Annotated in this window: 19 protein-coding genes; 8 read left to right on the top strand and 11 right to left on the bottom strand. The window is 72.7% G+C overall.

What is annotated here, in order from left to right; all coding sequences use genetic code 11:
- The 5 genes from OM076_RS06625 to OM076_RS06645 all read right to left on the bottom strand — a co-directional run.
- A partial coding sequence (locus OM076_RS06625; protein WP_270039019.1) for an AAA family ATPase occupies positions 1-1,231 on the bottom strand: 1,231 nt, incomplete at its 3' end.
- Between the two features lie 93 nt (positions 1,232-1,324).
- Positions 1,325-2,059 carry an ATP-binding cassette domain-containing protein gene (locus OM076_RS06630; RefSeq protein WP_270038706.1) on the bottom strand — a complete coding sequence of 245 codons (735 nt, stop codon included), beginning with the start codon at positions 2,057-2,059 and terminating at the stop codon, positions 1,325-1,327.
- The gene (locus OM076_RS06635) at positions 2,056-2,973 is read right to left on the bottom strand and encodes an ABC transporter permease (protein ID WP_270038707.1); all 918 of its coding nucleotides are present in this window, start codon (positions 2,971-2,973) and stop codon (positions 2,056-2,058) included. The genes OM076_RS06630 and OM076_RS06635 overlap by 4 nt, the downstream gene beginning before the upstream one ends.
- A 3-nt stretch (positions 2,974-2,976) precedes the next feature.
- Positions 2,977-3,978, bottom strand: coding sequence for a substrate-binding domain-containing protein (locus OM076_RS06640; protein WP_270038708.1), 1,002 nt, complete (start codon positions 3,976-3,978; stop codon positions 2,977-2,979).
- 130 nt (positions 3,979-4,108) lie between these two features.
- The gene (locus OM076_RS06645; protein ID WP_270038709.1) at positions 4,109-4,798 is read right to left on the bottom strand and encodes a GvpL/GvpF family gas vesicle protein; all 690 of its coding nucleotides are present in this window, start codon (positions 4,796-4,798) and stop codon (positions 4,109-4,111) included.
- Between the two features lie 199 nt (positions 4,799-4,997).
- Here OM076_RS06645 and OM076_RS06650 point away from each other — a divergent pair, with 199 nt between their 5' ends.
- The gene (locus OM076_RS06650; RefSeq protein ID WP_270038710.1) at positions 4,998-7,697 is read left to right on the top strand and encodes a helix-turn-helix transcriptional regulator; all 2,700 of its coding nucleotides are present in this window, start codon (positions 4,998-5,000) and stop codon (positions 7,695-7,697) included.
- A 655-nt stretch (positions 7,698-8,352) separates the two neighbouring features.
- On the opposite strand, the gene OM076_RS06655 is transcribed toward OM076_RS06650, so the two are convergent.
- A complete protein-coding gene (locus OM076_RS06655) occupies positions 8,353-10,971 on the bottom strand; it encodes a S8 family serine peptidase (RefSeq protein WP_270038711.1) in 2,619 nt (872 codons plus the stop codon).
- Between the two features lie 76 nt (positions 10,972-11,047).
- Positions 11,048-12,625, bottom strand: coding sequence for a sensor histidine kinase (locus tag OM076_RS06660; protein ID WP_270038712.1), 1,578 nt, complete (start codon positions 12,623-12,625; stop codon positions 11,048-11,050).
- Between the two features lie 175 nt (positions 12,626-12,800).
- Between OM076_RS06660 and OM076_RS06665 the strand changes: the two genes are divergently transcribed.
- From OM076_RS06665 to OM076_RS06690, 6 genes are all read left to right on the top strand, one after another.
- On the top strand, positions 12,801-13,694 hold the full coding sequence (locus OM076_RS06665) for a manganese catalase family protein (protein ID WP_270038713.1): 894 nt from the start codon (positions 12,801-12,803) through the stop codon (positions 13,692-13,694).
- Entirely contained in the window at positions 13,694-14,338 is a 645-nt protein-coding gene (locus tag OM076_RS06670; RefSeq protein ID WP_270038714.1) for an HD domain-containing protein, read from the top strand. The genes OM076_RS06665 and OM076_RS06670 overlap by 1 nt, the downstream gene beginning before the upstream one ends.
- A 67-nt stretch (positions 14,339-14,405) precedes the next feature.
- Positions 14,406-15,221, top strand: a complete 816-nt coding sequence (locus OM076_RS06675) for a sigma-70 family RNA polymerase sigma factor (RefSeq protein ID WP_270038715.1) — start codon at positions 14,406-14,408, stop codon at positions 15,219-15,221.
- A gap of 45 nt (positions 15,222-15,266) precedes the next feature.
- Positions 15,267-16,169, top strand: a complete 903-nt coding sequence (locus OM076_RS06680) for an anti-sigma factor RsbA family regulatory protein (RefSeq protein WP_270038716.1) — start codon at positions 15,267-15,269, stop codon at positions 16,167-16,169.
- Positions 16,160-18,238 (top strand): GAF domain-containing protein, encoded by a 2,079-nt coding sequence (locus OM076_RS45900; RefSeq protein ID WP_270038717.1) that lies wholly within the window; start codon positions 16,160-16,162, stop codon positions 18,236-18,238. Before OM076_RS06680 ends, OM076_RS45900 begins: the two co-directional genes overlap by 10 nt.
- A gap of 76 nt (positions 18,239-18,314) precedes the next feature.
- Complete coding sequence (locus OM076_RS06690; RefSeq protein ID WP_270038718.1) at positions 18,315-19,499, top strand: cupin domain-containing protein; 1,185 nt, start codon at positions 18,315-18,317, stop codon at positions 19,497-19,499.
- Here OM076_RS06690 and OM076_RS06695 read toward each other — a convergent pair.
- The 4 genes from OM076_RS06695 to OM076_RS06710 are packed head-to-tail and all read right to left on the bottom strand — an operon-like array spanning position 19,496 to position 22,809.
- Positions 19,496-20,722, bottom strand: coding sequence for an MFS transporter (locus OM076_RS06695; RefSeq protein WP_270038719.1), 1,227 nt, complete (start codon positions 20,720-20,722; stop codon positions 19,496-19,498). The genes OM076_RS06690 and OM076_RS06695 overlap by 4 nt on opposite strands.
- A 58-nt stretch (positions 20,723-20,780) precedes the next feature.
- Positions 20,781-21,797, bottom strand: a complete 1,017-nt coding sequence (locus OM076_RS45905; RefSeq protein ID WP_308214335.1) for an ArsR/SmtB family transcription factor — start codon at positions 21,795-21,797, stop codon at positions 20,781-20,783.
- Positions 21,794-22,240 (bottom strand): hypothetical protein, encoded by a 447-nt coding sequence (locus tag OM076_RS06705; protein WP_270038720.1) that lies wholly within the window; start codon positions 22,238-22,240, stop codon positions 21,794-21,796. The genes OM076_RS45905 and OM076_RS06705 overlap by 4 nt, the downstream gene beginning before the upstream one ends.
- A gap of 59 nt (positions 22,241-22,299) precedes the next feature.
- A complete protein-coding gene (locus OM076_RS06710; protein WP_270038721.1) occupies positions 22,300-22,809 on the bottom strand; it encodes a DUF1269 domain-containing protein in 510 nt (169 codons plus the stop codon).
- A 146-nt stretch (positions 22,810-22,955) separates the two neighbouring features.
- On the opposite strand from OM076_RS06710, the gene OM076_RS06715 reads away from it, so the two are divergent.
- Positions 22,956-23,396, top strand: a complete 441-nt coding sequence (locus OM076_RS06715; protein ID WP_270038722.1) for a hypothetical protein — start codon at positions 22,956-22,958, stop codon at positions 23,394-23,396.
- Positions 23,397-23,401 lie beyond the last annotated feature (5 nt).

Consider the following 23,401-nt stretch of genomic DNA (forward strand, 5'->3'; position numbering starts at 1 on the left):
CGGCCGCGAGCGCGCGCTGCGCGCGCCGCCCGGGATCCGGCGTCAACTCGACGGCGCGCTCGAGGAAGGCGGCCGCGGCGGCGAGGCCGCCGCGCGCCTGCGCGCGGCCCGCCGAGGCCTCCAGCTCGGCCGCGATCTCCTCATCGGAGCCGGCCGCGGCATGCGCGCGATGCCACGTGCGGCGGTCCGGGTCGATGCCGTCCGGGATCGACTCCGCCAGCGCGCGGTGCACCTCACTGCGCTCCTTCGGCGTGGCGACCCGGTAGATCGCCGAGCGCACGAGCGGGTGCCGGAAGCGCACGCGGGCGTCCACGGCGATCAGGTCCTCGGCCCCGGCCAGCGCGGCGACGACGTCGACCCGCAGCCGCGCGGCGGCCTGCCAGAGCCGGGTCGGATCCCCGATCGGCTCGGCCGCCGCGATCAGCAGCAGCTGCCGCGTCGCGCGCGGCATGCCGGCGACCCGGCGCTGGAAGCTGCGCTCGATCCGGTCCCCGAGCGGGGTCGCGTCCGGCAACCCGAACCCGCCCGCGAGCTCGGCCGGCGTCATCCCGCGCGGCAGTTCGAGCAGCGCGAGCGGGTTGCCGCGCGTCTCGGCGATGATGCGGTCGCGCACCCGCGGGTCGAGCGGGCCGGCGAGCGCGTCCTCGAGCAGGGCGCGCGCGGCCTGGAAGTCGAGCCCTTCGACCACGAGCGCCGGGAGTCCGGCGAGGATCGAGCTCGCCTCGCGCTCCGCGAACACGAGCGCGACGCCCTCGGCCTCGAGGCGGCGGGCGACGAACGCGAGCACCTGCGCCGACGTCCGGTCGAGCCACTGCGCATCGTCGACGAGGCAGATCAGCGGCCGCTCCTCGGCCGCCTCGCCGAGCAGACTGAGCACCGCGAGGCCGACCACGAAGCGATCCGGGACGTCGCCGGCGTGCAGGCCGAACGCCGTGTTCAGGGCGTCGCGCTGCGGCACCGGAAGGCGCTCCAGCCGATCCAGCAACGGGACGCACAGCTGGTGCAGCGCGGCGAACGGCAGCTCGATCTCCGACTCGACCCCGACCGCGCGCAGCACCTCATCGTCGGACGCGCGGGCGGCGACGTACTCGAGCAGCGCGGTCTTGCCCACACCGGCCTCCCCGCGCACGACCAGCGACCGGCTTTCGCGGACTCGGACCGAGGCGAGCAGCCGGTCGAGCAGCGCCCGTTCGCGCCACCGGCCGCGCAACGCGTTCGGCTGAGACCGCACTCTCAAGGACAGCCAACGATCCCGGTCGCGCGCGCCGGCGAAGCCTGGCCGACCGCCGGGTCCCCCTCGTCCCAAGGGACAGCGGCGGTGTGCTCAGCGCAGGCCCGTGATCATCGCGACGATCTCGTCGCCGCTCGTCTCCTCGCGTGCGAGCACACCGACCTGCCGGCCGCGCCGCAGGACGCAGATCCGGTCGGCGAGGCGCAGGACCTGGTCGAGCGAATGGCTCACGAGGAGGATCGCCTTGCCGCGCTCGCGCAGGCGGAGGATCAGCTCCTCCACCCGCCGGGTCTCCGTCACGCCGAGGGCCGCCGTCGGCTCGTCCATCAGCACGAGCCGCTGCGCCCACAGCATGGCGCGCGCGATCGCCACGCCCTGCCGCTGCCCTCCGGACAGGGTGTGGACCGGCGCCCGCACGCTGTCGATCCGCACGTCGAGCTCGTCCAGCAACGCCGTCGCGGCGGCGGCCATCGCGCCGCGGTCGAGCCGTCGCAGCGGGCCCGTGACGCGCTCGCGCCCGAGGAACACGTTCATGTACACGGGTTGCGCGTCGGCCAGCGCAAGGTCCTGGGGCACGACCTCGATCCCGTGGCTGCGGGCGTCGAGCGGACCGGAGAAGCGGACGGGCTCGCCCTCGAGCAGGATGCGCCCGGAGGTGGGCGCATGGACGCCTGCGAGGCAGTTCACGACCGTCGACTTGCCGGCGCCGTTGTCGCCGACGAGCGCGACGATCTCCCCCGCGTCGAGCTCGAGCGTCAGCCGCTCGACGGCCACGACCGCGCCGAACTCCTTGCGCACGCCCTCGAGGCACACGAGCGGGGCGCTCATGCGGCCGGCTCCCGCAGCGTGAGCGCGATGGCCGTCAGCAGCAGGACGCCCTGCGCGATCAGCTGTTCCGACGAGGACAGTCCCCACAGGATCAGGCCGTTCGTCAACGTGGCCAGCAGCAGGCTGCCGAGCAGCGCGCCGATCACGCTGCCCTTGCCGCCGAAGAGCCGCGTGCCGCCGATCACGACCGCGGCGATCACGATCAGCAGATCGCTCTCGCCCAGCGTGTACGTGGCTCCTCCGAGACGGCCCGCGTAGAGGATGCCGGCGAGCGCGGCGGCAGCTCCGCTCAGCGTCAGCACGCCGAACCGGACCCGCTCGATCCGGATGCCGGCCAGGCGCGCGGCGGCGGCGTTGTCGCCGGTGGCGAGGACGTGCGCGCCGAAGCGGGTGTGATGGAGACCGAAGTGCCCGAGCGCGACCGCGCCGAGCCCCCACACCGCCAGACCTGGGACCGGCCCGAGGTCGCCGGAGCCGAAGACCGCGACGAAGCCGTCGCTGGCGATCGCGATCGAGCGCAGATCGCTGAGCGTGCGAGCCAGGCCGGTGACGATGAACAGCGTGGCCAGCGTGACGAGGAAGGACGGCAGACGCAGCACCGTCACGAGGAGCCCGTTCAGCGCGCCGGCGGCGAGCCCGACGCCGAGCCCTGCGGCGACCGCCGGCACGATGCCCGCGCTCTCGAGCAGCTTCGCGGTCGTGACCGCCGCCAGCGCGACGACGGCGCCGAGCGAGAGATCGATCTGCCCGGCGCTGAGCACGAAGACGACGGCGACCGCCATGACGGTCACGGGCGCCGCCTGGCGGACGATGTTGAGCAGGTTCGTCTCGCTCGTGAAGCCGTGGTCGTGCAACCCGACGGCGAAGACCGCGAACACCCCGACCAGTGCCGCGAGGACGAGCGAGGTGCGCAAGCGCTACCCGCGCAGCGCCTCGAGCACGCTCGCCGGAGGATCGCGGTGCAGCGACTCGCGGTAGCCCTCGACGAGGTTCGAACGAGTGATCGTGAGCGCCGGGACGACGACGAACGGCGGCGCCGGCTTACCGAGCAGCCCGTACGCGGCGGACGTCGCCATCGCCCGCCCGAGGTCGTACGCGCGATCGGCGATCAGCGCGAAGGTCTGCCCGCGTCGGGCCATGTCGAGCGCGAGCGGCTCGTCGAGGTCGAGGCTGACGATCTTCGTCCTCGTGTTGCTCGCAGCCCGCAACGCGGCGAGCACGCCGTCTCCCACCGGTTCGGAGAACGTGACGTACACCGCGTCGAGGTCCGGAGCCCTGACGATCGCGCCGCTGGCCTGCGCCTGCGCCGTGTTGGGGTCGGCGATGCCCTGCGTGACGTCGACGTCGATCCCGGGATAGGTGGTCGTCATCGTCTTCAAGAACGCACGGTCGCGCTGATTGGCGACGAACGAGTCGGCGTCGCGGAAGAAGTAGCCGACCTCTCCCCCGTCGCCCGCCGCCGCGGCGATCGCGTCGGCCGCGCGCCTGCCCATGTCGAAGAGATCGTCCGTGACGACGCCGACATAGTCGCGCCCGGGACGCATCCCCCGCGGAACGTTCGAGAGCAGCACGATGCGCGTGCCCTCGCGCGCCGCCTGCCGGTACGCCGACGCCGTGAGCACCGGATCGACCGGCAGCGTGAGCATCACGTCCGGCCGCCTCGCCATCGCCGTCTCGATGTCGGACTTCTGCTTCGCCGGATCGAACCCGGCACTCGTCTGCGCGACGACGCGGATGCCGAGCGGACGGAACGCGTCGCGCACGCCCGCCGTCACGGCCGTGGTGAAGTCCGAGTCCTCGTGCCAGACGAGCGCCGCGTCGTGGTGGCCGGCCCTGACGGCGGCGACCTCCCGCGGCGTGAGCGTGAGCGCGCTCGCCGGCGTCGCCCGCTCACCGTTCGGCCCCAGCGTGCGTCCCACGGCCGGAGACGACGCGATCGTCGCCGTACTCCGCGCCGCCGGGGTCTCCCGCCCGCACGCCATGGCAAGGCATGCCAGAGCAAGGGCCGCCACGACAGCCGCGACGCGCCTCCGTGGGCTCACGCCGGGATTATCGCTCACCGGTCAAACAGGCCGTCGCCGGTGCCTGGCTGAAGTGGAACGCGGGCCAGGGGCCGGTGAGCTCGAGCGAGATCCCGTCCGCGTCATGCTCGCGGGCGAGCCTCCACACGAGCCCGGCGAAGACCGTCGCCTCGGCTTCGGTGACGAGATACGCGGCGTGGAGTGCCACGCAGCGTTCGGCGGACGGCAGCCGCGCCGCGCCGGTCGTGGTGGAAGCCAAGCGTTCGTGGAGCGCATCGACGAGCGGGCCGCCGCGGTGCTCGTCGGAGTAGGCCTTCAGGCTCCACTCGCTCATGCCGCGCAGGCGCGCCAGGCCCTCGGTGAGCCGCGCGCGATCACGCTTGAGCAGCGCGCGCAGGGCCGCCTCGTTCTCGAGCACGGTGGCGAAGCCGAACGGCACCACCGCGCCGAGCGCGAGCGCCTCACGCAGCACGTCCTGGTGCGCGCGGACGAGCGCCTCGAACGTCCGCCGCTCCTGCAGCGAGCGGCACAGGACGTGCGTGTCGAAGCGCGGGCAGGGCACACGGCTCACGAGTGCCGCGAACCCGTCCGCGCGGACGATCTCGACCGGTTGACCATCCACGCCCTGGCCTCGGGCCGGCCCAGGCGCGTCACTGTCGAGGACGCCGTAGACCCAGAGCGCGAAACGGTCAACCACCGCCGCGCTCCGGACGTCCATCGCCGGTCCATGCAACCTTCGACATCTCAGCCTCCTGGTTCGCTTCGAAGAAGAGCTCGAGTCGAACGTCTAGCCCCTGGCCCCTGCCGGGACGACCTCCACCGCCCGCGGGAGGCCCGAACGGGCGTGCGCCGGGAAATTATTTGCCACTCTTTATGCTCAATGGCGTGGCTCGACCGTCTCAGCCTGGAGGCTGACCGTGTTGCGAGGGCGCCGCAACGAATGCGCGGCTCTCGATCGCGTGCTCGACGAGCTCCGCCGGGGGCACAGCGCCGTGCTGGTGCTGCGCGGCCAGACCGGCATCGGCAAGTCCGCGCTGCTCGATTACGCGGCGCATGCGGCGACGGACGCGCGCGTGGCCCGCGCGGCCGGCGTGGACTCGGAGATGGAGCTCGCGTTCGCCGGCCTGCATCAGCTGTGCGGGCCGATGCTCGACCGGCTCGACCGCCTGCCGCCGCCGCAGCGTGAGGCGCTCGACACGGTGTTCGGCCTGAGCAACGGGCGCGGGGCGGATCGCTTCCTGATCGGGCTCGCGACCCTGAGCCTGTTCTCCGAGATGGCGGCGGAGCAGCCGCTCGTCTGCGTCATCGACGACGCGCAGTGGCTCGACCGCGCATCGCTCGACACGCTGGCGTTCGTCGCCCGCCGCCTCTACGCCGAGTCGGTGGCGCTGATCCTCGCCACGCGCGCTCCGGCCGACGAGCTGAGCGGCCTACCGGAACTGGTCGTCGAGGGGCTGCGCGACGAGGACGCCGGCGCGCTGCTGGACTCGGTCGTGGGCAAAGCGCTCGACGAGCGCGTCCGCGACCGCATCCTCGCCGAGACCGCGGGCAACCCGCTGGCCTTGCTGGAGCTCCCGCGCGGCCTGACGGCGGCCGAGCTCGCCGGCGGCTTCGCGCTGCCGACCGCGCCGCTCTCGGGCCGCATCGAGGCGAGCTTCCGCCAGCGCATCGCTTCGCTGCCCGCGGACACACGCCAGCTCGTGCTCGCCGCGGCGGCAGAGCCGACGGGCGACGCCGCACTGCTCTGGCGCGCCTGCGCCGGACTGGGCATCGATGCCGGCGCCGCCGCACCGGCCGAGGCCGCCGAGCTGTTCCGGCTCGGGGCGCGCGTCGAGTTCTTCCATCCGCTCGTGCGCTCCGCGGTCTACGGCGGGGCGACGGCGCAGGAGCGCCGCGCGGTGCACGGCGCGCTGGCCGATGCCACAGACCCCGAGCACGATCCCGACCGCCGCGCCTGGCATCGCGCGCAGGCGGCGTGGGGCGCGAACGAGGACGTCGCCGCCCAGCTCGAGCGCTCGGCGAGCCGCGCCCATGCGCGCGGCGGGCTGGCCGCCGCCGCGGCGTTCCTGGAACGTGCCACGGCGCTGACCGCCGACCCCGCGCGGCGCACGGAACGCGCGCTGGCGGCGGCACAGGCCGAGCACGACGCGGGCGCGGCCGACGCCGCGACCCGCCTGCTCGCGATCGCCGGGCTCGGCCCGCTGAACGAGCTGCAGCTCGCCCGCGCCGACCGGCTGCGTGCACGGCTGGCCTTCGCACAGCGGCGCGGCGCCGACGCGCCGCCGCTGCTGATGCTGGCCGCGCGCCGGCTCGAGCCGCTGGATCCGGCACTCGCGCGCGAGACCTACACGGAGGCGCTCGGGGCCGCGCTGACCACCGGCCAGCGCGAGTGGCTCGAGGCGGCGATGCAGGCCGTGATCGCGGCACCCCCGCCTCCCCGCGCCGTCGAGCTGGTGCTCACGGGACAGGCGCTCGCGATCATCGACAGCCCGGCGGCCGCGCTGCCGATGCTCCGCCGCGCGCTGGACGCCTTCCGCAACGAGACGCTGACCGGCGAGGATCAGCTGCGGGGACTCGCCTATGCCTCCCTGGTCGCGCTCAACCTCTGGGACGACGAGAGCTGGCACGTCCTCTCGACGCGCCACGTGGCACTCGCCCGGGAGTCCGGCGCGCTGACCGTGCTGCCGGCCGCGCTGGAGATGCACGCGGCCTACCTGATCACCGCCGGCGAGTTCGCCGGCGCGCAGCTCGAGCTCGACGAGGCGGACGCGCTCGCCGAGGCGACCCGCAGCGCGCCGCTGACCGATGCCACGCTGCTCTTGCACGGCTGGCGCGGGGATGAGGCGGCCGCCCGCGCGCGGATCGAGGCGGCGATCGCCGACGCCGCCGAGCGCGGCGAGGAGACCACCATCACGCTCGCGGAATACGCCGCCGCGGTGCTCTACAACGGGCTCGGCCGCCATGACGCCGCGCTCGCGGCGGCGCGGCGCTCCAGCGAGCACCACCCCGGCGGGGTCTACGCGAAGGCGCTGATCGAGCTCGTCGAGGCCGCGGCCCGCGACCGCGACACCGAGTCCGCCGCCATCGCGCTGGAGCGGCTGCGCGAGGCCACCGGACCCAGCGGGACCGACTGGGGCCTCGGCGTCGAGGCCCGGTCGAGCGCGCTGCTGCGTCAGGGCGCGGCGGCCGAGGCGTGCTACCGCGAGGCGGTCGAGCGCCTCAGCCGCACGCACGTGCGCGGCGAGCTGGCCCGCGCGCACCTCGTCTACGGCGAGTGGCTGCGCCGCTCCCGCCGCAGACTCGATGCCCGCACGCACCTGCGCACCGCCCACGAGCTCTTCACCGCCATGGGCGCGGCGGCGTTCGCCGACCGGGCCGCCCGCGAGCTGCTGGCGACGGGCGAGACGGCGCGCAAGCGCCGGGTCGGGACCGCGGACGAGCTGACGGCGCAAGAGGCCCAGGTGGCCCGGATGGCGCGCCAGGGCCTCTCCAATCCCGAGATCGCCGCGCGGCTGTTCATCAGCCCGCGCACCGTCCAGTTCCACCTCCACAAGGTGTTCGGCAAGCTCGAGATCAGTTCGCGCAGCCAGCTCGAATTCGTCCTCCCCTTCGACTAAAAGCGTCCTGAAGTAGTCGGTTCTGCGCAGCGGCGGTTGGCGTCGTCGCGTGCGAGTCCACCGTGTCGGGCCGCGAGATCGGCGCGATCCAGGTCCGCCCGGGCCGGCCGCAGCGCAAGCGCCGCTGGCCCTTCGTCGCTTGAGGGGGTCGAACGTCAACTGCTCCGAGTGGGGAGGGGGCCGCTTCTTGGTGCCACCCGTTCCTAACTGCCGTGGCCCCGCTGGGTGGCCGGACTTCCCACCTCGGTTGGTGGTTGAGACTGACCGTCGAGGTACGGGCCACGGAGACAGAAAGTGCGTTCTCACGCACGCCGATCACCCGGATGCCGCGGTCTGCGAGGGGGGTGGGGTCAAAAAACGTCCTGACAGGAAGCTTTTTGACCCCACCCCCATCAACGCGCCAACTCGACCAGTGCGAACCCGATCGAAACCCGCGCGCGGACCCTCAAACGCGCACGGTCCACCATGGCGACCGAGAGACGGGCGCGAGGGACACCCTTTCTCTCCGTGGCCCGTAACTGTCGGTCTCCCGGCACAGCACCTCGGGGCAACAGAGCCGAGCCGCGAGGCGGACGACGGCAGGCAACAACGAAGGGCGAGCCACACCCCCTCCCCCACCCGGCGCAGTTGACGTTCGTCCCAATTCAGCGCCCTTCTAGCCTCGCTGGATGCGGAACACCGGCGATGTCCAGGTCTCCGGCGCGTCCGTGCGGCCCGCCAGCGGCCCCTCGGCCGACACCACCAGCTGGTAGTCGCCGTCGGGCAGGCGCACGTGCTGCCGACCGCGCCGGACCGTGCCGTCGAACGGCAGCGCGGTCGTGGTCCCGCCCGGGGTGCTGAGGAGGTTCTCGACCTGATCGCGCGGGACGTAGTCCTGTGTGAGCGCCACGCCGAGGCTGTGCCGGCGACCGGGGCGCAGCACCTCGACGCGGATCCGCCGGGCGAAGTTGTTCAGGTGCACGAGCACGAACGGGATGTCGGCGCCGGTGCGCGACCCGAACGTGACCGGTGCCATGGTGAACACCGCGCTCGCGTCCTGCTTGGTGTAGACGGGCAGCACCAGCCCGGTGGTCGAAAGGCCGGTCTGCCGGGCCAGCCACGGGAAGCCCTGCGTGGTTGGCGTCAGCACCGGGACGGTCTGGTAGTCGCCCTTGTAGCCCGCGTACGGCACGCGCAGCGGCGGGTCGTTGTCGTCGGTCGGCGTGAAGACCAGATAGCCGCCATAGACCGCTCCCTCCGAGAGGCCCGGGTCCGGGGCGATGTCGATGCCGATGCGGGCAGCGCCACGGGCGGGGAGCGTGAGGGAGCTGACCGGCCGGCCGGCGAGCGTGAACGTGACGGCGGACGGGTTCGGCTCCAGGCGCGCGAACAGGATGTCGCGCCCGGCGATCGCGGGAGCCGCGGCGGAGGAGAGCGTGTAGGTCACGGTGCCCCGGCTGCGGTTCTCGATCGTCAGCGCCTGACGCGTGCGAGCGCCGTCGTCGCCGAGCGAGAGCGTGCCGGGCGTGATCCGCGTCGTGGCCTGGATCGCGTCGTCGATGTCGACGAGCCCGGACCCTTGCCGGACGACCGGCTCGAGGGCACCACTCGCCGAGGACACCGGATCGGCGCTGTTCTCCAGTGCCGACGCGACCACGCCCGGGCCGGCGTGGGGGTGCGCCTGCAGGTAAAGCGCCGCGGCACCGGCGACGTGGGGCGAGGCCATCGACGTGCCGCTCGCCACGTCATAGCGCCCCAGCTCCAGCGGGACCGTCGAGAGGATCGACCCGCCGGGCGCGGCGATCTCCGGCTTCAGCGACAGGTCGGCGGCGAGCCCCAGGGACGAGAACCCGGAGATCCGCCCGGCGCTTCCACTCGGCAGCGAAGTGATCGCGCCCCAGCGCAGGGTCACCGGCCCCGCCTTGAGGCGGGCGTCGATCAGCTCGCCGTCCGCCCGCGAGATGTAGGCGACCGGTACCGGGATGCCGGGCACGAGCGGCGTCCCGAGGAACGTGTCGTCGCTGCTGTAGCCGATCATGCCCGTGGCGCCGGCGGCGACGACGTTCGTCGCCTTCACGAGGAAGGTGCACGTGCCGCGGCGGACCAGCGCGACCTTGCCGGCGAGGCTGCCCGCCGGCAGCGGGTTGCAGGCGTCGTCGAGCGAGGCCGGGGTTCCGGTCGCCGCGAACGTGCCTGTGCCCGAGGCCGGGATCGGCGCGGACCCGTTGCCGGGCATGATCCGGACCGCGTGGTCGTCGGGCGAGATCGTGAACGCCAGCGCGTACTGGACGAGGTTGTCCACCGAGGCGGCGTCGATCACACCCTCCCCCACGCCCGGCGCGCCCGCGGCGAACAGGCCGTCGATGAAGTTGTTGCCGGCCGCGGCGACGACCACGATGCCCCTGCGCACCAGGCGCGCGGCGGCCTTCGCGGTGGGCGACTGGGGCCAGGCGTTGAGCGCGTCGCCGATGCTCATGTTGACCACGTCGGCGCCGTCGCGGTAGACGCGCTCGAGCGCGGCCAGCAGCACGTCGTCCGACGCCCCGCCATGGCATCCGATCACGCGGTAGGAGCCGAACGTGACGTCCGGGGCGACGCCGCGGACCGTGCCGTTGGCGCCGACGATGCCCGCCACGTGCGTGCCGTGGCCGTAGCAATCATCCGGGTAGGGGTCGGGGTGCGGTACCGGCTGCCACGTGGCGTTGCGCTGCTCGTCGTCGTAGTCGTCGCCGACGAAGTCGTAGCCGTTCGTGACCCGGCAGCGCGGTCCGAAGCAGCCGCCGAGGTCGGGGTGGTCGTAGTCGACCCCGGAGTCCACGATCGCGACGTGGATCCCGCGGCCCGTGTAGCCGAGCTGGCTCTGCGCGATGTCGGCGCCCGTCATCGTGAGCGCGAAGGCCAGCTCCGGCTTGAACGCCGCGGTCGGCTCAGGATCGCCGAGCGAGAGCGTCTGCACGGGATAGACCGCCGACACGCCGTCGAGGTTGCGGAGCTCCGCCGCCCCGGCGTCGGTGGCCGAGACCGAGACGCCGTTGAACAACGTGTCGTACGCGAAGCGCTCCCGATAGCGGATCCCCGCCGTCCGCGCCTCGGCCTTGAAGCGGACGTGCTCGTTCTCGAGCACGGGTTCTGCCGTGCCGTCCGCCGCCGGCGCGCTCTCCAGCTCGACGAACCACTGCGACGTCCACGCGCCGGTCACCGTCTCCGTCGCGGCCGCGGCGCTCGCGCCCGGCGGCGGCCCGGCCAAGAGCGCGCAGGCCGCCGCGATCGCCACACACAGCACCGGCTTGGACATCTCCACTCCGTTCTCCCATTCCGGTTCCGCAACCGCGCGCCGGTCATGGGCGACCACAGGCTCTGTCCCGAGCGTCCTATCGGGACCGGGTGATACGACACCAGCTTCCCGGCAGCGGCAACGTGGCGCTGAGAAGCGTCCCGCCGCCCGCCGGGCTGTCGATGCTCAGCTCGCCTCCGAAGGCGATCGTCCGGTCGCTGAGACCGGCCAACCCGCCGCCGTCGGCTCCGGCACCGCCGATTCCGTCATCGCGCACGCGTACGTGGACGATGCCGCTTTCCACCATCACCGTCACCTCGGCGCGCGTCGCGCGGGCGTGCTTGACGACGTTCGTCAGCGCCTCGGCGATGATGAAGTACGCGCTCGCCTCGATATCCGCCGGGAAGCGCTCGGCGCAGACGTCCGCCTGGACGGGGAGGGAAACCCGCTCCACGAGCGCGCCCACGCCGGCCTGCAGGCCGTTCCTCGAGAGCACCGTCGGCAGGATCCCGTGCGACAGCTCGCGGAGCTCCGTCGTGCCCTGCTCGGCGTAGGCGAGCGCCTCGTCGACGAGCGGCGCCGCGGCGCCGTCGGCGCCGGCGTCGCGGAGCGCCCGCTGCGCGAGCTTCAGCGTCAGCACGGTCTCGACGAGCCGCTGCTGGGCACCGTCGTGCAGGTCGCGGACCACCTTGCGGCGAGCCGCGTCCGCCGCACTGAGCAGCCGCGACCGCGACGCGGTGAGCTCGTCGTTGGCGTCGGCGTTGGCGATCGCCGCCGAGAGCAGCTGGGCGAACTCGGCGATCTGCTGCTCGGTGTCGGGCGCGGGCCGTGCCCGGTCCCAGCTCGCCGAGATCGCACCCCACAGCCGGCCGGCGACGACGATCGGCCAGGCGATCGCGGCACGCGCGCCTCCGGTGCCCGCGAGCTCGGCAAGCTCGTCCTCGTGATGCTCGGTACGGGCGAACCGCGCGGTGCGCCGGACCGTCCCCTCCACGCTCGCGCCGTCGTGGTTGACGCTCGCGCCCGGCGGCAGCGGCCGCAGGCCCGAGCCGCGGTGCGCCAGCACGGTCAGCGTCGTATCGCGCTCGTACCGGCACACGAAGACCTGATCGGCGGCGAGGAGCGCCGTCAGCTCTGCCGCCACCGCGTCGCCGACCCCGTGCGGCCGCTGCCCGAGCGCGACCAGCGCGGTCACTCGCCGCACCGCCGCCTGCACGTTCTCCATCCGCCGCAGCCGCTCGCGCGCCTCCACGGCGGCGATCGCCGGCGCCGCGAGCGCGGCGAACTGCACCAACCGCGGCTCGGCCTCCGGCGCGAATGCCGCGCGCCGCGTCGCGCGGATCAGGCCCCAGACGCGGCCGTCGATCCGGACCGGCGCGCCGACGGTCGCACCGCGGTTGGACCGCCCGGCGTTGAGCTTGATCACGCGCCCGCCGGGCTGCTCGCGCGTGCCCTTGCGGGCTTCGGCGGCCATCCACGCCCCGGCCACGCTCACCGTGCCGTCGGGCTCGAACCGGCAGACGGTGCCGCGGTCGGCCTTCAGGAGTCGTGCGGCCTGCTCCGCGACGCCGCCGAAGACCGCTTCCGGGGTGCCCCGGTCCATGGCCAGTGCGGCGATCCGGTGCAGTGCCGCGCGCTCTTCCGCCAGGCCCGGCCGGGCCGAGGTCGGTCCCATACGGTCATGTGAACTGCCGGCGGGTTCCATGAGACCTCGTCAGTGTCCTGCCGCAGTGTCGCGCTCGCATCCGCCAGTGCACAGTCATTGGCTCCTCGATCGCGCCGCCACCCGAACGTGTCGGCTCCCAGGCACGCTCGTGACGCGGGTCCTCACCGCCCGCATCCTCGGCTCCATGATTCTTCGCTACGACCGGCTTGGCGTCGAGATCCCCAGCGGCGATCCGGACCCGGCCGGCGCAATGGCCGTGCAGGAGCTGATGGGCGGGCGCTTCGGCGAGATGTCGACGCTCATGAACTACACGTTCCAGTCGTTCAGCTTCCGCGGCCGGAAGGAGCTGCGGCCGTTCTACGACCTGATCGCCAACATCGCCGCCGAGGAGTACGGCCACATCGAGGCCGTCGGCGCGACGATCACGACGATGCTCACGGGTGCCAACCCGCGCGACATCGTCGCCAACGGCAACCCCGCCCACGCGCTGAAGTCCGGCAAGGGCGTGCTGCCCGTCGACTCCGGTGGCGCGCCGTGGACCGGCGACTACGTCTTCTCCTCCGGTGACCTCGTCGAGGACCTCACGCACAACTACTTCCTGGAGACCGGCGCGCGCAATGGCAAGCTGAAGGTCTACGAGGCGGTCGATCACCCGGCCGCACGCGCGCTGACCGGCTACCTGCTCGTCCGCGGCGGCGTGCACCAGGTCGCGTACGCGCGGGCGCTCGAGCTGCTCACCGGCGTGAACCTCACGAAGGCGTTCCCGATGCCGCGGATCGCGACCGACAAGATCCCGGAGTGCCGCCCGCACCTCCACCGCGGTTCGCATCGGACCCTCTACCGCTTCACGCCGGACGACTACCGGGAGCTCGGCGCGGTGTTCAAGGGCGCCCACCCCGAGACCGGCGAGGAGCTGCGCGTCGAGCACCCGGCGCCGGACGGCTTCGCGTGGCCTGAGGCGCCGCCCCAGCCGGACGTGTTCGCGCCCGACTACGCACCTGACGAGATCGCCGAGATCGCCGCCAGGCTGCGCCGCCAAGCGGGCTTCGGCGACCCCCGGGCCAGGCGCGCCGCGTGATGGCCGACGCGACCACGATCGCCGGCATCCGCGTGCCCGACAGCGCGCTCGCGCGCGAGGCGACCGAGTTCGTCCGCGACGTCTCGACGCAGCTGCTGTACGACCACTCGCGCCGCGTCTTCCTGTGGGGCTCGCTCCTGGGCCGCCGGCGGGGGCTCGAGTTCGACGCCGAGCTGCTGTACGTCGGAGCGATGTTCCACGACATCGGGCTCCTCGACGGGCATCGCTCGACCCACCAGCGCTTCGAGCTCGACGGGGCCGACGCCGCGCGGGCCTTCCTCGAACGCCACGGTGTGCCGGAGCCGGAGATCACCCTCGTCTGGGACGCCATCGCGCTCCACACCACGCCGGAGATTCCGCACCGCAAGCGAGCAGAGGTGGCGCTCGTGACCACCGGCGTGGAATGCGACGTGCTCGGTCTGCATGCTGACGAGCTCGCACCCGAGCAGCGCAGCGAGATCATCGCGGCCCATCCCCGGACCGGGTTCAAGTCGGGCATCGTCGACGCGTTCTTCGACGGCATGCGCGACCGGCCGGACACGACGTTTGGCACCATGAACACTGACATCCTCGAGGGCAGGCTCGCCGGCTATGTCCGGCCGAACTTCTGCCAGCTCATCGCCGCCAATCCGCTGGGTGGGTGAGCCGCGCTGAGGCGGTCAGGAAATCGCTGTCTGTCGCTCGGCGAAACGGTGTAACTTGGGCGCTGCGATGGCGCCGCCCCATCGCTTCGCACCGTCGGACTCCGGGACCTCGCAGGGTTCTTCGGCCGTGCTGTCGCGGCAGCGCGAGCGCGACCTGGTCGTCGCGACCGAAGGCGGCAGCAAAGCCGCGTGTCGCGAGCTGGTGGAAGCGTTCCTGCCCGCGATCGCGAGGCTCGCCCGCCAGGTCGACCCCGGCAGGCGCGTGGATCGCGTCGAGCTGATGCAGGAGGGGGTCGCCGGGCTGCTGCTGGCGGTCAAGCGCTACGACGCACGGATGGAGACGCCCTTCTGGGCGTATGCGTCGTTCTGGGTCCGCAAGGCCATGCGCGAGCTGCTCGCCGAGCTGGCAGGACCGGTCGCGCTCACCGACCACGCGGTGCGCGGACTGGTCCGCGTCAAGGGTGCGCGGCGCGAGCACCTGCAGGCCCACGGCACCGAGCCGACACGCGCGGAGCTCGTCGCGGCGACGGGCTTCGCACCGGCCCAGCTCGACAGCCTGCTGGCGAGCGAGCGGGCTGCGCAGAGTCTCGATGCGCCGGTGGGCGGCGGCGCCACGGTCTCGGACACGCTCGCCGACCCGCTGGCGGAGGACGAGTACGAGCAAGTCCTGGACCGGATCGAGCAGCGCGAGTCGGTGCGCGGGCTCACCGGGGTGCTCGACGACCGCGAGCGGACCGTGCTGTCGGGACGCTACGGGCTCGATCAGGCTCAGCAGACGCTGAGCGAGATCGGCGCGACCCTCGGGCTGACGGCCGAGCGGGTGAGGCAGATCGAGGCGGGTGCGCTGGCGAAGCTGCGCGCCGCGGCGGCGGAACCGCGATAGCGCATTTGAATCCGATCCCCCGGACGCGTACTACACGGACGTGCCATGAGCACCCTCCGTCACCACGCCTTCATCCACACGTCCGACGAGGAGTACGTCGAGCGTACGGTGGCGTTCCTGCGCGACGGTCTCGCGGCCGGCGAGCGGTGCATGGTGGGCAACACGCGCGACGGCCTCGCCACGGTGCGCGAGGCGCTCGGGCCTGACGCCTCACGGGTGACGTTCCTCGACATCGGCACGGTCTACACGCGCCCTGCGCGCACGATCGCGACCTACTTCGGCGCGTTCGGGCGGGAGACGGCGGGAGGACAGGCAGTGCGCGCCGTCGCCAGCGCCTCGCAGTACGGCCCCACCGCCGAGGACTGGAACGAGTTCACGGTCTATGAGGCGATCACCAACGTCGCGTACGCCCACCTCCCGGTGTGGGTCGTCTGCGCCTACGATGCGAATCGGAGCCCGGAGCGCCTGCTCGATGCCGCCTGGCAGACCCATCCGGAGGTCTTCGACGACCACTGGCAGGCCAGCGACACCTTCGAGGACCCGCCGCGGCTCGTGCGCCGGCTCACGCGCCCTCCGGAGGAGCTGCCGCAACTGCGCTCGTTCGCGCCCGGCGACGATCTCGACCGCTTCCGCGAGCAGCTCGCTCGTGAGCTGGCGCGGGAACAGGTGAGCGCGTCCAGGACGCTCGAAATGCTCGTGGCCGGCACGGAGATCGCGGCCAACGCGGTGCGCCACGGGGGTGGCATCGAGGCGGTGCGCGCCGGCCGCGTCGACGGCCGCTTCGTCTGCGAGGTCGTCGACCGGGGACCCGGTTTCGACGATCCCATGGCCGGCTACCGGGCTCCCCGGGGCGGGTCTGCCGGCGGCCTCTGGGTCGCCCGCCAGCTGACCTGGAGGATCGAGTCGTTTCACTCGCGACACGGCTTCACGGTGAGAGCGTGGCTGTGACGCCCCTCAATGAGTGGCGGGCGAGTGAGACGCGCACACGGCCCGCTCAGCTGGCCCGCGAGGTGCGGCGGGAGTGGGAGCGCTTCGTCGTCGACGGCCGCGCGGAGCGCGTACGGGCACCGGTGCTGGCGTCGTGGGAGCGCTCGCTCGTCGCCGGGGTCGACCCCTCGGGCAGCCGGCTTGCGCCGACCGCGGCCGCACCCGACGAGGTGGCGACGCGCTGGGAGACCCATCCCCTAAGCGTCGCCGCGCCTCTGATCCGCCACGCCCTCGAGAGCTTCGCCGGCGACTCCGACCACCTGATCGTCGTGAGCGACGCGAACGGACTGCTGTTGGCGCTGGAAGGTGATGCGCGCGTACGCTCGCAGGCCGCCGACACGCTCAACTTCACGGAGGGCGCCCTGTGGAGCGAGGACGACAGCGGGACCAACGCCGTGGGGACGGCGCTGGCAGCGGATCACGCGGTCGAGATCTTCGCCGGTGAGCATTTCGTCGAGGTGGTGCAGCCCTGGACGTGCGCGGCGGCGCCGGTGCACGATCCCGAGACGGGTGACCTCCTGGGCGTCATCGATCTGACTGGGCTGTGCCACAACGTCGAGCCGCACAGTCTGGCCGTCGTCGTCGCCGCGGCACGCGCCGTCGAGTCGCACCTGCGCCAACTGCTGCGCGATCAAGACGCCCGCCTGCGGAAGCGCTACGACCGGCAGCTGACCGAGACGCGCGGTCGCCGGGCGCTGCTGACGCGGTCAGGGCGGGTCCTGAGCGACGACGGCGGCTGGCTGGCGGGCACGCGGTTCGACGTGCCGCCCGACGGCGGCGAGCTGCTCCTGCCCGCCGGAGAGCGAGGGTACGCGGAGTCGCTCGACCACGACGCCTACCTCCTGCGCGAGCTCACCGAGCCGCGGTTGCGCCCGACACCGCTCCCCGAGACGGCGCGGGCGCTGGCCGACGAGCAGGCGGCGCTGCGGCGCCTCGCGACGGCCGTCGCCGGCGGCGGGCACCGGCAGGACATCTTCGCTGCGATCGCCGCCGAGCTCGGTCCGCTCCTCGGCGGCGAGGACGCGACCGTCGTTCGCTACGAGCCCGAGGGCGCCGCCACGATCGTGGCCGGGGTGGGGCCGTGCACCGACGTCCTGCCCCACGACCGCAGGGTCGCGCTCGACGACACCATGGCCATCACGACGGTGTTTCGCACCCGCCGCTCCGCGCGCCAGGACGACGACCTCCGCAGCCGCGCGTCCGGCCCGGTCGCCGACGACGCGCGCCACCCAGGCCGGTCGACGGTCGCGAGCCCCGTCATGGTCGACGGGCGCCTCTGGGGGGCGGTCGTGGTCTCGACGACCCGCGGGCCGCTGCCGGCGGACGCTGAGCGGCGGATGGCCGGCTTCGCCGAGCTCGTCGGGATCGTGATCGCCACCGCCGAGAGCCGGGCGGAGCTCAGCGCCTCGCGTGCCCGCGTGGTGGCCGCCGGCGACGACGCCCTGCGCCGGATCCGGCGCGACCTGCACGACGGCGCGCAACGCGGCCTGGTGAACACGATCGTGACGCTGACGGAGGCGCGCAAGGAGCTCGAGGCGGCCGGGGTGACCGGACCGGCGCGCGAGCTGGTCGACGAGGCCCTGGCGCACGCCCGCACCGCCAACTACGAGCTCCGCGAGCTGGCGCACGGGATCCTGCCTTCGGCGCTCACGCGCGGGGGACTGCGCGGCGGGATCGAAGCGCTGGTCTCGCGCGCCCGTCTCCCCGTGTCCGTCGAGGTGACCGCGCAGCGCTTGCCGCCCGCGCTCGAGGCGACGGCCTACTTCATCGTCGCGGAGGCGCTCACCAACGCCGTCCGGCACGCGGAGGCCGACGAGGTGCAGATCTGCGCGACCATCGACGGCTCCGTGCTGCGCGTCGCGGTCCGCGACGACGGCGTCGGCGGCGCGCGTTGCGACGCCAGCACCGGGCTGCTCGGGCTCCGCGACCGAGCCGCCGCGCACAACGGCGAGCTGCGGGTCGTGAGCCCGCCGGGCCGGGGGACGCTGGTCGCCGCCACGCTGCCGATCGCGGACGCCCGCGCGGCGTGACGCTGGCCTCCGGGCCAGGCAGGACGTGAAGTCTGGGTCAGCTGTCACGCGGCGGCCGCGCGCGGACGATGCGGCCATGCGACACCCGTTGAACCGCAGGGACCTGCTCGTCAGCGGCGCCGCGCTCGCCGCGGGCGCGGGCGGAGTCAAGCTGGCGAGCGCGGGCGGCGCGGGAGCGTCCGCCGCCGGCGAGCCGCCCGCGGGCCCCGACGCGTTCAATCCGCCGAGTACCGACGCCGGCGAACTGCCCAACCTCAAATTCTCCTTCGACGCGGCACACACGCGGGTGACGCCGGGCGGCTGGACCCGTCAGGTGACGGTCCACGAGCTGCCGGTCGCCACGACGATCGCCGGCGTGCAGATGCAGTTGAAGCCGGGAGCGATCCGCGAGCTGCACTGGCATGCGGCCGGGGAGTGGGCGATCATGCTCTCCGGCAGCGCCCGCGTGACGGCGATCGACGCCCAAGGCCGGAACTTCATCGACGACGTCGGCACGGGCGACCTGTGGTTCTTCCCCGCCGGGCTCCCCCACTCGATCCAGGGTCTGAAGGACGGCTGCGAATTCCTGCTGGTCTTCGACGACGGCGCGTTCTCGGAGTTCGAGACGTTCCTGATCTGCGATTGGTTCGACCACACGCCGCCCAGCGTGCTGGCCAAGAACTTCGGGCTGCCGGAGTCGACCTTCGCACACCTTCCGAGCGAGCAGGAGCGCTACATCTTCGAAGGCGTCGTGCCGGGCCCGCTCAGCTCCGACGCGGTCCACTCACCCGCCGGGACCGTCCCTGACAGCCTGACGTACCGGCTCACCCAGCAGAAGCCGGTCAGCTGCCCCGGTGGCCGGGTCAAGATCGTCGACTCCTCGAACTTCCCCGCCTCGGCATCGATCGCCGCGGCGCTGGTCGAGGTCGACCCCGGCGGAATGCGGGAGCTGCACTGGCACCCGAACGCCGACGAGTGGCAGTACTACCTCGACGGACAGGCGCGAATGACCGTGTTCGGCGCTCAGGGGACGGCCGCGACCTTCGACTTCCAGGCCGGCGACGTCGGCTCCGTCCCGTTTCCGATGGGCCACTACATCGAGAACACGGGCACCACGACGCTGCGCTTCCTCGAGCTGTTCCGCGCGGACCGCTACGCCGACGTCTCCCTCGAGCAGTGGATGGCATTGACGCCGCCCGAGCTCGTCGCCGCCCACCTGAACATCGACCGCGCGACCGTCGCCGCGCTCCCCAAGGGCAAGCAGATCGTCGTGCGCGGCTAGCGCGCTTCGCTGATCGCCTCGCGGGCAGGGTGTGACACGCGGAGCCGGGTGATGATGACCGCGGCGATCGTGGCGATCGAGATGAGCGCCACGCCGGAGACCATGAACGCGTTCCGCACACCGACCAGGCTGATCGTCCCCGCGGTGATGAACGGCGAGATCGAGAGCGCGCCGGCGATGCCGGCCTCCCACAGGCCGAGCGCCTTGGCCAGGTGACGGTCCGGGATCCGCTGCTGCACGAGCGCGATCAGCGGGATGTCGGTCAGGGCGGACGCGAACCCCGTGATGGCGAGCAGGGCCGCGGCGACGGCCGGGGTCCCCGCGAGCCCGAGCGGAAACCGGAACGCGCCGAGCAGCGCCCAGGCGAGCACCGCGGTGATGGCGAGATCACGCAGGCGCAGTCGCGCGACCACCAGCGCACCGAAGACCTCGGCGACGCCGGCGATGCCGAGCAGCAACCCGTACTGGCCGTTGCCGCCGCCGAAGCCGTCGCCGACGAGTGCCACGACGCCGACGGTCAGGAAGCCGCTGGCCGCGACGAGCGCGAGCACGAACGTGAGGATCACGATGAGCACGTCCGGTTCGGCCCGCAGCGCGGCGAAGCCCGCCAGCAGATCTTCCCGGAGCCCGACCGCCTGACCGCCCGCGGCGGCGGGGCGCACCCGGATCGCGGCGAGCGTGGCCGCGGAGGCGAGGAACGTCAGCACGTTCAGCGCCAGCACGAGCTCCAGGGAGAGGACCGCGAGCAACGGCGCGAGCAGGAGCGGACCGACGAAGAACGCGGCGCGGAAGGAGACCTGCAGCAGGCCGTTGGCCTCCAGCAAGCGCCCGGCCGGAGCGATCTGCGGCACGAGCGCGTTTCGCGCCGGGGAGAACGGCGCGCCGATCAGCGCCAGCAGGGCGACCCCGATGGCCAGCAGGGTGAGGTTCAACGCGCCGGCGGCGAGCAGGATCGGCGCGACGGCGACCACGGCCGCTCGGACGAGGTCGGTGGCGATCATCAGCCGCCGGCGGTCGTGGCGGTCCGCGTAGGAGGCACCGATCGGCGTTGCCAGGAACGCCGGCGCGTATGCGGCCGTCGTCACCAGCGCGACGGAGCCGGGATCGTGCGACAGGCTCCACGCCAGCCAGATCACGACGGCGGTGTAGAGGCCGTCGCCGAGCCGCGAGACGCCCTGCCCGACGAACAGCAGGAGGAAGTCTCGTTGTCTCAGGAGTCCCATGCGCAGCGCATGGTGGCCACGCGATGGAGACGCATCAACTGATTCGGCAGATAGCGAATCAGTCTTCGGCTGGGCTCAGGAACGAGCCCAGGCTCGGTGCGAGCGCTTCGATCTGCTCGGGAACGAGCCGGTAGAGGACGTAGTAGCCCTCACGCCGGCGGTCCAGCAGCCCCGCGTCGGCGAGCGCGCGAAGCTGCTTCGAGAGCGCCGCCTCGGTCACTCCCACCAGTGGCGCGAGCTCCTGCGTGGTGCGCGGGCGCTCCGCGATCAACCGCAGTGCCCGCAGCCGTGTGTCGTCGGCCAGCGCGCGCAGCACGCTCACCAGCTGCGCGGGCGGGATCCGCGGCCGCGCCTCGCGCACGATCGAGGAGGCCGGGAAGATCAGCCCGAGCGGCCACGGCGCGTCGCAGTTCACGCGGACGTGCGGCCATACGTACGTGCTGGGCGCCAGCAGCAGCCGATCGTCCGCCCCGATCTGCACCTCGTGGTCATGCGGGCGATCGAGCCAGAACCTCCCTTGCTCGGCATCGCAGCGCACCTCCGGCCAAAGCCCCCGCAACAGCGCGTAGAGGCCATCCGATTCGATCTGGCGACCGGCCTCGCTCACGCTCGCCGCGAGGTCGGGCTCGATCCGCTCCCATTCCCGCGCGAACGCCTCTTCCCAGTAATCCTCGAGCAGGGTCAGAAACCGCTCGAGCAGCGCGCCGGGATCGTCGAGCAACAGCGCTGCCACGACCGCATCGGACGGGCCGATGGACGGCGTCGCGAACTCCAGGCGCGCCAGCTCGGGATCGATCGAACGCAACCGCCGCAGCTCCCCCTCGAAGTCGAGCAACTCCCCCGCCGCCGACGGGAAGAAGAACTCCGGGAAATAGGCGCGGTAGGCGAACGCGAAGACGTCGATCTCGCGCTTGAGCGCCGGCGACAGCCGGCGCATCGCCCGCACCCACTCGTGCTGGACCGGGTGATGCTTCGGCTCCACCAGCACGTGCAAGCTCAGCACCGCCTCAAGCGTTGGCGAGTAGGAGAACCCCACCCGTTCCACCGCCGTCGGCGGTACCCGGAAGACGATCACACCGCGGGACGCGCCTCGATCGCCTTGACCGTCTTCTCGAACTGGCCGCTGAACACGCGCTTGCCGACCAGCCCGAGCAGCGCCCCGATCACGTGCCCCTTGAGGTTCTTGCCCTCGCGCACGACGACCACGTCGACGCCGGTCGTGCCGTCGGGCCGCCGGTCGAACGTGTAGGTGTGCCCGGAGGCTCCGCCCCACGTGTTCGAGTCGGTCGTCGTCATGCGGATTCGGGTCGGGTCCGACCAGTCGTAGCGCAGCCGTTCCCACGCCGGCCCCTTGCCCTCGGTGACGTCGGCCCAGTCCGGTCCCTGGTCGTGGACCTTGAGCTGGCTGTCGTCGGTGTTGCCGAAGATCTGCGAGCGTCCCGGCCCGAAATCGGTGACGGCGGCGATGAACTGCTCGGGCGTCGCGGTGGTCGTGGTCGTGAAGTGGATCGTTGCCATGGTGCCCCCTATTGGATGGCCCAAGGCTAGGCGCTCGCCCTGACTCCGCGGCGGTGCGTCTATGCGGCGCCGGCCGCGGCCTTCTTGGCCGCTTCGGCGCTGTCCTTGTCGACCTCGTGCTTGACGACGTTGTCCGCCTTCGCCGTCGCCTTCTGCACGTCCTCGATCCAGCGGTCTTCAAACAGCGCGACGATCCCGGAGCTGCCAGGCGGAAGGGACGCGGCGACCTGCTCCTTGATGTCCTGCTTGCTCGCGTGCGAGACCAAGCCGCCGACGCCCGCGCCGAGTCCGGCGCCGACCAGACCCGAGGCCAGGAACGCGGGCGGGAAGATCAGCCCGATCAGCAGGCCGCCGGCCGCCCCGAGCCCGGCCGCGACGCCGACCACGTGGAAGTTGTCCTTGACGTCGATCTTGCCGTCCATGTCGCGGCTCACCAGCACGAGCGCATCGACCGTGATCACGTCGTCCTTGGCGAGCGCCTTGATGGCATCCCAATCCGCCTGGGCCGCGTCGGGGTCGGCGTAGGCCGCGATGTAGAGGTCGACCGGATCTTGGCTCTGTGCGCTCATCGGTCAATCCTCTCCGAGAGGTGGCGGGCAGCACATCACCCCAACGGGACGATGCGTGAAGACCGTCATCGGCGAAGGCTTCGCGGCACCACGACTCACGGAGACGACTCATGAAGCGCATCACCACACGTACGGCCTGTGTGTGCGTGGCAGCGACCGTGGCGCTGGGCGGCTGCGGCTCCTCCTCGGACGAGCCGTCCACGTCGAGCCCGGCAGCCACGAAAGCACCGGCCACACCGCAGGACCAGGCCGCGAGCACGGTGTGCGCCGCCCGGGCCGACATTCAGACCCAGGTGGAGAGCCTCACCTCGCTCACCGCCGACACCGCGACCAAGACGAGCGTCACCTCCGCGCTGACCGCGATCACGAGCGACCTGCAGAAGATCAAGGACGCGCAGGCCGATCTGAATCCCGACCGCAAGCAGCAGGTCCAGGACGCGGTGACCGCGTTCGGAACCCAGCTAAAGGACATCGCGCGGCAGGCCGTCACGGGGCTGGCGACGTCCGACGCCGAGACGCAGGCCAAGAACGCCGCGACGTCGCTGAAGACCGCGGTGACCCAATCGCTGGAGCCGATCGACTGCTAAGACAT

The organism is Solirubrobacter ginsenosidimutans, assembly GCF_027587205.1.